This window comes from Mycobacterium sp. 1245852.3, assembly GCF_001669335.1.
Classification (GTDB): Bacteria; Actinomycetota; Actinomycetes; order Mycobacteriales; family Mycobacteriaceae; genus Mycobacterium; species Mycobacterium europaeum_A.
The window spans coordinates 1-13325 of record NZ_LZLL01000196.1 but is presented as its reverse complement, the minus strand read 5'-3'; the positions used below and the strand labels follow the sequence as shown (position 1 = coordinate 13325).

At 68.9% G+C, this 13325-nt stretch carries 11 protein-coding genes; 3 read left to right on the top strand and 8 right to left on the bottom strand.

Annotated elements, in window-relative coordinates; translation table 11 throughout:
* A partial coding sequence (gene hisS, locus A9W96_RS08950) for a histidine--tRNA ligase (RefSeq protein WP_067139090.1) occupies window positions 1-975 on the bottom strand: 975 nt, incomplete at its 3' end.
* A 3-nt stretch (window positions 976-978) separates the two neighbouring features.
* The gene (locus tag A9W96_RS08945; RefSeq protein WP_066861041.1) at window positions 979-1647 is read right to left on the bottom strand and encodes an MBL fold metallo-hydrolase; all 669 of its coding nucleotides are present in this window, start codon (window positions 1645-1647) and stop codon (window positions 979-981) included.
* Window positions 1648-1764: 117 nt separating this feature from the next.
* Here A9W96_RS08945 and A9W96_RS08940 point away from each other — a divergent pair, with 117 nt between their 5' ends.
* Together A9W96_RS08940 and A9W96_RS08935 are read left to right on the top strand one after the other, a co-directional pair.
* Window positions 1765-2661, top strand: a complete 897-nt coding sequence (locus tag A9W96_RS08940; RefSeq protein WP_066861044.1) for a peptidylprolyl isomerase — start codon at window positions 1765-1767, stop codon at window positions 2659-2661.
* A 96-nt stretch (window positions 2662-2757) separates the two neighbouring features.
* Complete coding sequence (locus A9W96_RS08935; RefSeq protein ID WP_067139087.1) at window positions 2758-4506, top strand: protein kinase; 1749 nt, start codon at window positions 2758-2760, stop codon at window positions 4504-4506.
* 3 nt (window positions 4507-4509) lie between these two features.
* Here A9W96_RS08935 and A9W96_RS08930 read toward each other — a convergent pair whose 3' ends face one another.
* The 6 genes from A9W96_RS08930 to yajC all read right to left on the bottom strand — a co-directional run bounded on the left by A9W96_RS08930 (window position 4510) and on the right by yajC (window position 12716).
* The gene (locus A9W96_RS08930) at window positions 4510-6888 is read right to left on the bottom strand and encodes a bifunctional (p)ppGpp synthetase/guanosine-3',5'-bis(diphosphate) 3'-pyrophosphohydrolase (protein ID WP_066861064.1); all 2379 of its coding nucleotides are present in this window, start codon (window positions 6886-6888) and stop codon (window positions 4510-4512) included.
* A 43-nt stretch (window positions 6889-6931) separates the two neighbouring features.
* Window positions 6932-7456: an adenine phosphoribosyltransferase gene (locus A9W96_RS08925; protein ID WP_067024242.1), complete on the bottom strand. Its 525-nt coding sequence runs from the start codon at window positions 7454-7456 to the stop codon at window positions 6932-6934.
* Window positions 7457-7463: 7 nt separating this feature from the next.
* Entirely contained in the window at window positions 7464-9173 is a 1710-nt protein-coding gene (locus A9W96_RS08920) for an ABC transporter substrate-binding protein (protein ID WP_067139084.1), read from the bottom strand.
* A 5-nt stretch (window positions 9174-9178) separates the two neighbouring features.
* The gene (gene secF / locus A9W96_RS08915) at window positions 9179-10453 is read right to left on the bottom strand and encodes a protein translocase subunit SecF (RefSeq protein WP_067139081.1); all 1275 of its coding nucleotides are present in this window, start codon (window positions 10451-10453) and stop codon (window positions 9179-9181) included.
* A gap of 3 nt (window positions 10454-10456) precedes the next feature.
* The gene (gene secD / locus A9W96_RS08910) at window positions 10457-12286 is read right to left on the bottom strand and encodes a protein translocase subunit SecD (protein WP_067139078.1); all 1830 of its coding nucleotides are present in this window, start codon (window positions 12284-12286) and stop codon (window positions 10457-10459) included.
* 103 nt (window positions 12287-12389) lie between these two features.
* Complete coding sequence (gene yajC, locus A9W96_RS08905) at window positions 12390-12716, bottom strand: preprotein translocase subunit YajC (protein ID WP_066863870.1); 327 nt, start codon at window positions 12714-12716, stop codon at window positions 12390-12392.
* 230 nt (window positions 12717-12946) lie between these two features.
* Here yajC and A9W96_RS08900 point away from each other — a divergent pair.
* Window positions 12947-13325, top strand: a 379-nt coding sequence (locus A9W96_RS08900; protein WP_156765167.1) for an aminotransferase class III-fold pyridoxal phosphate-dependent enzyme, incomplete at its 3' end; no start/stop codon positions are given.

The window sequence follows — 13325 nt, the reverse complement described above, 5'->3', positions numbered from 1 at the left end:
GCGCGCGGCCTCCCCCGCACTCTTGCCCTCGGCGCGCAGCGCCAGCAGCGTACGGTCCACCCCGAGCCCAAACCCGATGCCGGACAGGTCTTGCCCGCCCAACTGGCGCATCAGGCCGTCGTAACGACCACCACCACCGATGCCGGACTGCGCGCCCAGTCCGTCGTGCACGAACTCGAAGGTCGTCTTGGTGTAGTAGTCCAGCCCGCGGACCATGCGCGGGTTGATGACGTAAGGCACGCCCATCGCGTCCAAATGCGCCAGCACGGTGTCGAAGTGCTGCTTGGCCGCGTCGGACAGGTGATCGAGCAGCACCGGCGCTGCGGCCGTCATGGCGCGCACCTCCGGCCGCTTGTCGTCGAGCACCCGCAGCGGATTGAGCTGCGCCCGTCGCCGGGTCTCCTCGTCCAGGTCGAGACCAAAGAGGAACTCCTGCAACAGTTCCCGGTACTGCGGGCGGCAGCTGTCATCGCCCAGCGAGGTGATCTCCAGGCGGAAGCCGTCGAGCCCGAGCGAACGGAAACCGGCGTCGGCAATGGCGATCACCTCGGCGTCCAGGGCCGGGTCGTCGACGCCGATCGCCTCCACTCCGACCTGCTGCAGCTGGCGATAGCGGCCGGCCTGCGGACGCTCGTAGCGGAAAAACGGCCCCGCGTAACAGAGTTTGACCGGCAGCGCGCCGCGGTCCAGCCCGTGCTCGATGACCGCACGCACCACCCCGGCGGTTCCCTCGGGCCGCAGCGTCACCGAGCGGTCGCCGCGGTCGGCGAACGTGTACATCTCCTTGGACACCACGTCGGTGGACTCACCGACGCCGCGGGCGAACAGCGCCGTGTCCTCGAAGATGGGCAGCTCGATATCGCCGTAGCCGGCCCGGCGGGCGGCACCCAGCAGGCCGTCGCGCACCGCGACGAATTGCGCCGAGTCCGGCGGGACATAGTCGGGCACGCCCTTGGGCGCAGCGAACTCCGGCACGGGCTACAGGCCTTCGAGGAACGGGTTGAGGCGGCGCTCGGCGCCGATGGTGGTGGAGTTGCCGTGCCCGGGCAGCACCACGGTGTCGTCATCGAGCACCAGAAGCTTGTCGACGATCGAGGTCAGCAGGTCGCGGCCGCTGCCGCCGAACAGGTCGGTGCGCCCCACCGCGCGCTCGAAGAGCGTGTCACCGGTGAACACCAAGTCTTTCCCGTCCTTCGTCCCCCCGTCGACCCGAAAGATCACCGATCCCCGGGTGTGCCCGGGCGTGTGGTCGACGTTGACGGTCACGCTGCCCAGGTCCAGCTTGTCGCCGTCGCGGTCCAACTCGACGACCTGCTTGGGCTCCCGCCAGAACGCGCCCGCGACCATCTGCGCCAGGCGCGGGCCCAGGCCGTAGATCGGGTCGGTGAGCATGAACCTGTCCTCGGGATGGATGTAGGTCGGGCAACCGTAGGTGTCGGACACCTTCTGCGCCGACCACATATGGTCGATGTGGCCGTGGGTGAGCAGCACCGCGGCCGGCGTCAACCGGTTCTTGTCCAGGATGTTGCGCAGCGCGCCCATCACCCGCTGTCCCGGATCCACGATGACGGCGTCCGTCCCAGGCCGTTCGGCCACCACGTAGCAGTTGCACTGCAACATGCCGGCGGGGAATCCGGTGATCAACACGCTTCCCAGTTTCCCACGGGCCCCACTTGACACGAGTCGCGGCGCCCACATTAGCCTGAGCTGGCACCTCACCCGTCTACGGGACTCCGACTTCACCAGCATGGAGGCATAGCGGCCGTGCCGACCAACGAACAGCGACGCGCCAACGCCAAACGCAAGCTCGAACGGCAGCTGGAAAGGCGCGCGAAGCAAGCCAAGACGCGCCGGATCGTGCTGATCGCGGCCGCCTCGATCGTCGCCGTGGCCGTGATCGTGGCGGTGGTGATCACGATCGTCAACACCAAGCACGACCACAAGAGCAACACCGCGGCGTCAACGACCACCAGCAGCACCAGCTCACCGGAGTCCACGACCCCCGCGGGGCCGACCCCGAACGCCGCGCCGCTGCCGCCGTTCAAGCCGTCGGCCGACCTGGGCGCCAACTGTCAGTACCCGGCCTCCCCCGAGCCGGCCGCCAAGCAGGTCAAGCCGCCGCGAACCGGCAAGGTGCCGACCGATCCGGCCCAGGTGAGCGCCAGCATGGTGACCAATCAGGGCCACATCGGCCTGATGCTGGCGAACAACGAATCACCCTGCACGGTCAACAGTTTCGCGAGCCTGATCGGCCAGAAATACTTCGACAACACCAAATGCCACCGGTTGACCACCTCCCAGGGCCTGGGCGTGCTGCAGTGCGGCGACCCCAAGGGCGAGGGCACCGGCGGTCCGGGCTATCAATTCGCCAACGAGTACCCGACCGACCAGTACCCGCCGAACGACCCCAAGGCGCAGGAGCCCGTCCTCTATCCGCGCGGCACGCTGGCCATGGCCAACGCCGGGCCCGGCACCAACGGCAGCCAATTCTTCCTGGTATACAAGGACTCCCAGCTGCCGCCGCAATACACCGTGTTCGGCACCATCCAGCCCGACGGCCTGGCCACCCTGGACAAGATCGCCAAGGCCGGCGTCGCCGGCGGCGGTGAAGACGGCGCCCCCGCGACCGAGGTGACCATCACCTCGCTGCTGCTCGACTAGCGCCGATCGCAAGCGCGGCGCGTGCGCCGGGCGCGAAACGCCCTCTGATCGGCGGGATTCGCCCGACGTGCACCGCCGACGGCTTATGGTCGTTGGGTGAATCTGGATCCGGACACATTCGGCCATTACCGAATACTGGACCTGTTGGGACGCGGCGGCATGGGCCGGGTCTACCGGGCCTACGACGCGACCACAGACCGGGTGGTGGCGCTCAAAGTGCTCCCGCCGCATCTGGCCGAGGACCAGGACTTCCAGCAGCGTTTCCGCCGTGAGGCCCGCATCGCGGCCGGCCTCACCGACCCGCACGTGGTGCCGATTCACGGCTACGGCGAAATCGACGGCCGGCTCTACGTCGACATGCGACTGATCGAGGGCCGCGACCTGTCGCACTACATCGCCGAAAGCGGCGGCCGGCTCAGCCCGGAGCAGACGGTAGCGGTCATCGAACAGGTTGCGGCAGCGCTGGATAGCGCGCGACAGGCGGGCTTGATCCACCGCGACATCAAGCCGATGAACATCTTGATCACCACCGCGCGCAACTTCGTCTACCTGATCGACTTCGGCCTTGCCCGCGCGGAGGCCGACACTCAGCTCACGCAGACCGGCGCCACGATGGGCACCGTCGCCTACATGGCGCCCGAGCGCTTCAAGGGCAAAACCGATCATCGTGCCGACGTCTACTCGTTGGCCTGCGTGCTGCACGAGTGCCTGACCGGCAAGCGCCCATTCGCGGGCGACAGCCTCGAAGAACAGCTGAACGCGCACCTGAACGCCCCGCCGCCGCGACCGTCGGCGATCGCGCCCGAGGTGCCCGCGGCCTTCGACGCGGTCGTCGCCCGGGGCATGGTCAAGGACCCCGAACAGCGGTATCAGACGGCGATGGAGCTCGCCGAGGCCGCCAGGGCCGCGCTGCCGAGCCCGGCGACGGGACCGGTCGGCTTCGCCCCGCCGGCACCGCCACCGCAGCCCGGCGGCAGCCCGGATCCGCGGCAAGCACCCGGCCGCCCAACGCATTCCAGGCGTTTGCTGGTGGGCATCGTCGGCGCGTCGGCGCTGGCGCTGGCGGCGGTGGCGGCGCTGGTCTTCGCGTTGGTGACCCAGAGTCACGGCTCCGCGGACAGCGCGGCATCCTCCACCCAGACCCGGGCCCGGGCGCCCGGCAGGACCGGATCCAACCCCGGTTCCAGCGGCCCGGCGTCGGCGACGGCGCCGCCGCTGCCGGCGTTCGCACCGCCGCCCGACCTGGGTGCCGACTGCCAGTACCGGTCCGTGCCCGATCCGGTCAGCCGGCCGGTGAACCCGCCCCCGTCGGGCCGGGTGTCGACCACTCCCCCGCAGATCGGCGCCGTCATCTCCACCAACGTCGGTGACATCGCGATCCAGCTCGCCAATTCCGAGTCGCCGTGCACGGTGAACAGCTTCATCAGCCTGGTCAAGCAGCAATTCTTCGACAACACCCAGTGCGCCCGGTTGATCAGCTCGCCCGATGGCGGGTCGCTGTTGTGCGGCGGCCCCGAGGTGGACGGATCCGGTGGCCCCGGTTACGAATTCGCCGACGAGTACCCCGCCGACCAATATAAGCCCGACGACCCCGCGCTGCGCGCGACGGTGGTGTATCCGCGCGGCACCATCGTCATGGCCACCGAGGGACCCAACACCAACGGCAGCCAATTCGCCTTGATCTTCCAGGATTCCGAGATGGAACCGCAGAGCACGGTGCTGGGCACCATCGACCAGGCGGGGCTGGCCACCCTGGACAAGATCGCCCGGGCCGGTATCGCCGGCAATCGGCAGAGCGGCGCGCCCACCAACCCGGTGAAGATCACCTCGGTGCGGCTGAGCTAGGGCTTAGGCCGCGGACGTCACGCGGTAGACGTCGTACACGCCTTCGACGTTGCGCACGACGTTGAGCAGGTGGCCGAGATGCTTGGGGTCGCCCATCTCAAAGGTGAAGCGGCTGATCGCAACCCGGTCACCGGAGGTGGTCACCGACGCGGACAAGATGTTGACCTTCTCGTCGGCCAGCACCCGGGTGACGTCCGAGAGCAGCCGGTGCCGGTCGAGCGCCTCGACCTGGATGGCCACCAGAAACACCGACGACGGCGAAGGCGCCCAATGCACTTCGATGATCCGCTCGGACTGCTGCTGCAGCGAGGCGGCGTTGGTGCAGTCGGTGCGGTGCACGCTCACCCCACCGCCGCGGGTGACGAACCCCATGATCTGGTCGCCGGGCACCGGTGTGCAGCACTTCGCCAGCTTGGTCAGCACACCCGGCGCACCGGGCACCGAGACGCCGACGTCGTCGCTGCTGCGCGGGCGGCGCAACATCGTTGTCGGCGTGGAGCGTTCGGCGAGGTCCTCCTCGGCCTGGTCGATGCCGCCGAGCTCGGCCAGCAGCCGCTGCACGACGTGCCGGGCCGACACGTGGCCCTCACCGATCGCGGTGTAGAGCGCGGAGACGTCGGTGTAGTGCAGCTCGCGGGCCACCGCCGCGAGCGTTTCGCCATTGACCAAGCGCTGCAACGGAAGTCCGCCCCGGCGGACCTCGCGGGCCATGGCGTCCTTGCCGGATTCGAGCGCCTCCTCGCGGCGCTCCTTGGCGAACCACTGCCGGATCTTGGCCTTGGCGCGCGGCGAGACCACGAATTGCTGCCAGTCCCGCGACGGCCCGGCGTTGGCCGCCTTGGAGGTGAAAACCTCGACGACTTCGCCGTTTTCCAGCTTGCGCTCCAGAGCCACCAGCCGACCGTTGACCCGGGCGCCGATGCAGCGGTGGCCGACCTCGGTGTGCACCGCGTAGGCGAAGTCCACCGGAGTGGAGCCGTTGGGCAGGGTGATCACGTCACCCTTCGGGGTGAACACGAAGATCTCTTGTACGGCAAGGTCATAACGCAGCGACTCGAGGAACTCGCCCGGGTCCGCGGCCTCCCGTTGCCAGTCGAGCAGCTGACGCATCCAGGCCATGTCGTCGATCTCGGCGGCGGCGTGCGGATGCGGAACGCCGTTGCGCCCCTTGGCTTCCTTGTAACGCCAGTGCGCGGCGATGCCGTATTCGGCGGTGCGGTGCATGTCGCGGGTGCGGATCTGCACTTCCAGCGGCTTGCCTTCCGGCCCCACCACGGTGGTGTGCAACGACTGGTACACCCCGTATCTCGGCTGGGCGATGTAGTCCTTGAACCGCCCCGCCATCGGCTGCCACAGCGAGTGCACCACGCCGACGGCGGCATAGCAGTCGCGGATCTCGTCGCACAGGATGCGGATGCCGACCAGGTCGTGGATGTCGTCGAAGTCGCGGCCCTTGACGATCATCTTCTGGTAGATCGACCAGTAGTGCTTGGGCCGGCCCTCCACCGTCGCCTTGATCTTCGACGCGCTCAGCGTGTTGACGATCTCGGCGCGGACCTTGGCCAGATAGGTGTCGCGCGACGGCGCACGCCCGGCGACCAGCCGCACGATCTCGTCGTACTTCTTGGGGTGCAGGATCGCGAATGACAGGTCTTCCAGTTCCCATTTGACGCTGGCCATCCCGAGCCGATGCGCAAGGGGCGCAATGACTTCCAGCGTCTCGCGGGCCTTGCGCGCCTGCTTCTCCGGCGGCAGGAACCGCATGGTGCGCATGTTGTGCAGCCGGTCGGCCACCTTGATCACCAGCACGCGGGGATCGCGGGCCATCGCGGTGATCATCTTGCGGATCGTCTCGCCCTCGGCGGCACTGCCCAGCACCACCCGGTCCAGTTTCGTCACGCCATCGACCAGATGGCCCACCTCTTCACCGAATTCCTCGCTCAAGGCGTCCAGCGTGTATCCGGTGTCCTCGACGGTGTCGTGCAACAGCGCGGCCACCAAAGTCGTGGTGTCCATGCCCAATTCGGCCAGAATGGTGGCGACGGCCAGCGGATGGGTGATGTAGGGGTCCCCGGAATGGCGTAACTGGGTGGCGTGGCGGGAGTCGGCGACCTCGAAGGCCCGCTGCAGCAGCGACACGTTGGCCTTCGGGTAGATCTCCCGGTGCACCGCCACCAGCGGTTCGAGCACCGGGTTGAGGGTGCTGCGCTGGGCGGTCATCCGGCGGGCCAGCCTGGCCCGCACCCGCCGCGACGCGCTGCTCGACGTTTTCAGGGACTCCGTCGGGGGCTCCGGAACCTCCATCGGCTGCGTGATGGCCGGCGACTCCGAGACGTTAGTGGGCGCGTCAAGCGCTTGCGCCGCGCTGTTGTCCTCCGCCACGTTGGTCACCTCCGAATTCGAGGATATCTCCAATGGGAGAGCGCTACTCGCAAGTCAGGCTGTGCACGGCCAATGGCGCGACCGCTTCCCGGCCGCACAGCGCGCTCAGTTCGAAGACCACCGCGGCCGTCGTCACGTGCGCCCCGGCGCGCTCGAGCAGCCGGACCGCGGCGGCCAGGGTGCCCCCGCTGGCCAGCACGTCGTCGATGATCGCGATGTTGCGCCCGCGCAGGTCCAGGCCGTCGGCGGGAATCTCCAGCGTGGCGCTGCCGTACTCCAGGTCGTAGGTCTCGGCGTGCACCGGCGGCGGCAATTTCCCGGCCTTGCGGATGGCCAGCACGCCGGTCTGCAGCCGCTCGGCGACGGCCGCGGCCAGCAGGAACCCGCGGGCCTCGATGCCGGCCACCAGATCGGCGCCCGAGGCGATCTCGGCCAGCGCGCCGGTGATCGCGGTCATCGCCGTCGCGTCCGCGAACACCGGGGTGAGGTCCTTGAACTGGACGCCCGGCTTGGGAAAATCGGCCACCTTGCGCGTCAGCGACGCGATCAACCCGGCGGCGTTGGTCATCGGAGCCTCACTGGATCAGGGCCCATCGGTCCATGTTCCAGCCCGCGCCCCAGCGGGTCGGGTTCTTGCTCACCGCGTACATCTTCTTCGAGGTCAGCAGCGTGCGCTGCTGCCGGTACAGCGGCAGGGTGGGCATGTCGCCCCACAGTACCGGCGCGGTCTCGGTCAGCAGCCTGGCGCGCTCGGCGGCGTCGGCCGAGACCGCCAGCGCCCCGATCGCGTTGTCGACCTGCGGGTTGCTGTATCCGGACAGGTTGTTGCCGTTGCCGGTGTGCAGCGCGTAGGCATCCAGCGCCGACGACCCCGTCGACCCGCTGCCGGTGGCCCCGCCGGTGCTGGCCAGCAGCGCGTCGATCTTGCCGTCCTTGAGCGCCTGCGGCCCCGAGCTGTCCAGGATGACGCCGGTAACGGTGATCCCGGCCGCGGCGCACGCCTTGGTGATGACGCCGACGTTGACCGCGAGCCGCGCGTTGGGCCCCTGGTAGCCGATCCGCACCGTCAGCGGCGCACCGCCCAGCGCGGCGCGCGCCGCGCCCGGATCGGCCTTGGCGAACGCGTCGGCCTCGCCCGCCCCGTCGGCGGCCGACACGGCGTCATCGATCACCGGATCCAGGCGCGAGTTGGCGATCGGCGTCCCGGCGTCCTTGGCCAGCGAGTCGCGCGGCGTGCACAGCGCGACCGCGCGCCGGGCCTTGGGCGCGGCCAGCGGACCCTGCGGGGCGAAGATCAGCTGCTCGATGCCGCTCGACGGGCCATCGGAGCGCTCGTAGTTATCGGGTGTGGTCAGGGCGCCGGACGAACCCGCGGCGACGTCGACCACGTCGACGCTGCGGCTGTTGACCCGATCCTGGATGTCGGGCCCCTGCGACCACACGGTGACCCGCTTGGTGATGGCCTTGGGTCCCCACCACCGGTCGTTGGCGACCAGCACCACCGCGCCGCCATCGAGGATGGATTCGATTTTGTACGGCCCCGACGACGGGAAACGCTTTTCGAGCACGTCTTTTTGGAGCCCGGGCTTGAGGTCCCAGATGGTGTTCCACAGCTTCGCGATCTGGGCCACCAGCGGCCCGTTGTTGCTGAGCAGGGCCGCGGTCACGTCGACGTTGAGTTGGTCGGCGATGACGTGCGACGGCATCAACGAGGTCGCGGTGAACAGCTGGTTGTAGTCGACGACGCCGCGGTCCGGGATGAACGACACCCGGGCCTTCTTCTGCCCGGGGATGCATTCGACGTTGGCGATGTCGAGGTAGCCGGCCTGGTTGGCGGCGTGGAAGTCGGGAAACCTGCCGGACTGCGCCGCCCAGGCGAGCACGATGTCGTCGCAGGTCACCGGCTTGCCGTCGGAGTAGACGGCGTTGTCGGCGATCTGGTAGTCCAGCACCAGCGGGGTGCCGCCGACCACCGACACGGTGCCGAAGTCGCGGTCGGCGACGATCTGCCCGTCGGGGCCGTGATAGCTGAACCCGGTGAGCGTGCGGGCGAACGCCTGCGCCCCGGCCGATGCGGCGCCGACGACGGTGTTGGTGTTGTAGGTGGACAGCGGGCCGTCGACCACGTAGTCGATCTGGGAGGCGGCGCTGCCCGAACAGGCCGTCAGCGTGACACCCGCCGCCAGCACCACCGCCAATCCGGCGCCGATCCACCCCGTCAGGGCTCGGCGGCCGACCAGCACGCTACGACGACCGGCCCCAGTTCCCCGGTAGCTGGTGGCCATGGTGACTACCGCCGGCCGACGTTCCGCTTGCCGGTGGGACGCCGGGTCCCGGTCGGCCGCACGGGGCGAGCTCCCGGTGCCGGCTTGCTCGGCGCGGGCTTGGCCGGCTCGGCCGCCGTCGTCGTCGTCGCTTCTTTCGCTTCCCCGGCGGTGTCGGCGTCGTCGTCACCGGCGGTCTCGGCCGCCGCGCGTGAACCGGGGGTGCGCCGCCGCGTCACGCGGCGGGTGTGGGTGCGCACCAGCTCGGTGCGCTCGCGCAGCGTGACCAGCAGCGGCGTGGCGAAGAAGATCGACGAGTACGTGCCGACCAGGATGCCGACCAGCTGCACCAGCGCCAGGTCCTTCAGCGTGCCGACGCCCAGCAGCCACACCGCCACCACCATCAGCGCGAGCACCGGCAGCACGCTGATCAGGCTGGTGTTGATGGACCGCATGAACGTCTGGTTGATCGCGAGGTTGGCCTGCTCGGCGAACGTGCGCCGGGTGGTGTGCTGGAAGCCGTGGGTGTTCTCCTCGACCTTGTCGAACACGATGACGGTGTCGTAGAGGGAGAAGCCGAGAATCGTCAGCAGGCCGATGACGGTGGCGGGCGTGACCTCGAAACCGACCAGCGAGTACACCCCCGCGGTGACGCTGAGGTCGAACACCATGGTCGTCAGCGCGGAGATGGCCATGTACCGCTCGTAGCGCACCATGATGTAGACGCCGACCAGCACCAAGAACACGGCCAGCGCGATCAGCGCCTTGTCGGTGATCTGATCACCCCACGTCTCGGAGACCGCCGCGTCGCTGATCGCCTGCTTGCTGGGCTTGCCGTCGGCGCCCTTGGGTCCGAACGCATCGAAGAGGGCGTTGCGCAGCTTGGTCGTCTGATCGTTGGTCAGCGTCTCCGAGCGAATCTGCACGGTCGCGCCGGCGCCGTTGCCGACGACCACCACCGATTCCGGATCCTTTCCGAGCGCCTGGTGGAACACCTCCGAGACCTGCGAGGTCTGCACGGTGCCCGTCTTCCCGGCGGCCGGCATCGACACCGTCGTGCCGCCGTTGAAGTCGATGCCGAAGGTGAAGCCCCGCAGCAGGATCGACAGGATGGCGACGGCGACGATCGCGCCGCTGATGCCGAACCACAGCCGGCGCCGCCCGACCACCTCGAAGGCGCCGGTGCCGGTGTACAGGCGCGACAGAAACCCGTGGTGCGGGGCGCCGTCGGTCAACTCGGTGGCGCCCTCGGAGGCTTCGGTGAGCTCGGTTGCGTCCTTGGAGGCTTTGGAGGAAGTCATGCGCTATCCCCGTCCCGTCTTGACCTGCGCCGAAGCCCGGCGTTCGCGGGCCACCTGCTGAACGGCGCCCAGGCCGTTGTAGGCCGGCTTTGCCAGCGTCGGGGACTTGGACGCCAGGTACACCAGCGGCCAGGTCACCAGGAACACCACCACGATGTCGAGGACGGTGGTGAGGCCCAACGTGAAGGCGAAGCCGCGCACCTGGCCGATCGCCAGGGCGTAGAGCACCGCGGCGGCCAGGAAGGTGACGGCGTTACCCGACACGATGGTCTTGCGGGCCCGCACCCAGCCTCGTGGCACCGCGGACCGGAACGAACGGCCTTCGCGGATCTCGTCTTTGATGCGTTCGAAGAAGACGACGAACGAGTCGGCGGTGGTACCGATACCGATGATCAGACCCGCGATGCCCGCCAGATCCAGGGTGTAGTTGATCTGGCGACCCAGGATCACCAGGATCGCGAAAATCATTGCGCCGGAAGCGCCCAGCGACAGGGCGGTGAGCAGTCCCAGCACCCGGTAGTAGAGCAGCGAGTACACCAGCACCAGGATCAGGCCGATGGCGCCCGCGATCAGGCCCGCCCGCAGCGAGGTCAATCCCAGTGTCGCCGAGACGGTTTGGGCCTCCGAGGCCTCGAAGGACAGCGGCAGTGAGCCGTATTTGAGGACGTTGGCCAGCTGCTTGGCCGTCGCGGCGGTGAACGGCGGATCGCCACCGCTGATCTGGGTGCGGCCGCCGGGGATCGCCTCCTGGATCATCGGCGCGCTGACCACCTGCGAGTCCAGCGTGAAGGCGGTCTGGGTGCCGATGTGGGCGGCGGTGAAGTCGGCCCAGGTGTTCGCCGCGGCGGACTTGAACTGCAGGTCGACAACGTAGCCGATGCCGCGCTGGTTCTGGCTGGCGCTGGCGTCCTGGATCTGGTCACCGCTGATGATCGACGGCCCCAGCAGGTAGGCGACCTTGTGGTCGGTGGAGCAGGTGATCAACGGCTGGGCGGGATCGTCGTTGCCGGCCAAGATGTCTTCCTTATCGCAGCGCGTCGCCTGGAATTGCAGGGCCAGGAACTGGATGCCCTGACGCGTGCTCTGGCGCCACTTCTTCTCATCGGCGATGCGGTCGGCGAGTTCCTTGCGCGGGTCGGGCGGCGCGGGTTGTTCCCCGGGCGGCGCCTCGGCCGCGGGACCCCCGGGCGCGGGCGCCGGTGCGGGTGCCCCGGGCGCTGGCGCTGGCGCGGGGCTGGGTGCCGGGCTGGGAGTCGGGGGCGGGTCCTGCGGATACGGCCGGGGCTGGGCACCCGGGTGCGCGGGAGCCGGCTGAGCCGGCTGAGCCGGTTGTCCCGGAGCCGGCTGTGCTGGCGCCGGTTGTCCCGGAGCCGGCTGTGCTGGCGCCGGTTGTCCCGGAGCGGGCTGGCCGGGCGCGGGCTGGCGCGGCGCCGGCTTGGGCTCCGCGCTCTGGGCCGGCATGGAGTTGAGCACCGGCCGGATGTAGAGCCGGGCGGTCTGGCCCAGGTTGCGCGCCTCGTTGCCGTCGTTTCCGGGGACGGTGATGATCAGGTTGTCGCCGTCGACCACGACCTCCGAACCGGAGACGCCGAGCCCGTTGACCCGGGCGCCGATGATCTGCTGGGCCTGCGCCAACGCCTCACGGCTGGGCTTCGACCCGTCCGGGGTGCGCGCGGTCAGCGTGACGCGGGTGCCGCCCTGCAGGTCGATACCGAGCTTCGGAGCGGCTCGCTTGTCCCCGGTGAGGAACACCAACAGGTAGACGCCGACGAGCAATAACAAGAAGACCGACAGGTAGCGGGCAGGGTGCACCGGCGCCGAAGACGATGCCACGTTCCTTCTATCTCCTCGAATATCGGTTACTTACCCCGGAGGAGAGCCTACGTGGCCCTCGATTACCGGTTGCGCAAGCGGTCCGCCGGGTGGCGATCGGCCGTCAGGAATCCTTGCTGATCGAGCCCTCGTCGGCGGGGTCGTCGCCGTCGGCCAGGTCCTCGTCGTCGTCGGGCAGGATCCGGTCACGGATCGCCAGCTTCATCCAGGTGGTCACCACCCCGGGGGAGATCTCCAGATCCACGTTGTCCTCGGTGATGGCGACCACGGTGGCCTGCAGGCCAGACGTGGTGTGCACCCGATCGCCCGGGCGCAAGGACTCGTGCAGGTCGATGGTGGCCTGCATCGCGCGCTTCTGACGGCGCGATGCCAAGTACATGAACCCGCCCATGATGAGCAGGAACGGCAGGAACAGGATCAGACTCTGCATGGACGCGCCTGTCTTTCGTCGTAAATATTCTTCGGCATACGGGGCATTACTACGGCTGGGTGCCGGTAGGACTCGTGCGTCGCGCACCTCGTAACGGTCCAGTGTGCCCGTTCAGTCTGGCAGGCCACGGGTCGCGACCGACCGCCACGGTGCACGCAGTGCCCGCCGGGGTCAAGCTCGATAGGCTTTTGATGCGACGTGACACGCACGCCGCGGGGAGGAGTTTTGTGGTGGCCAGCCTCGAGCAGACCCGCCAGCTGGTTACCGAGATCCCCGGTCCGGCATCGCTGGAACTGAGCAAGCGCCGGGCCGCGGCGGTGTCGCACGCGGTGAACGTGTCGGTGCCGGTTTTCGTGGCGCGCGCCGGCGGCGGAATCATCGAGGACGTCGACGGCAACCGGCTGATCGATCTGGGGTCCGGCATCGCGGTGACGACGATCGGCAACTCGTCACCCCGGGTGGTCGAAGCGGTGCGCGCACAGGTCGAAGAGTTCACCCACACCTGCTTCATGGTGACGCCCTACGAGTCCTACGTCGCCGTCGCCGAGACGCTCAACCGCATCACCCCGGGTTCGGGCGAGAAGCGCTCGGTGCTGTTCAACTCCGGCG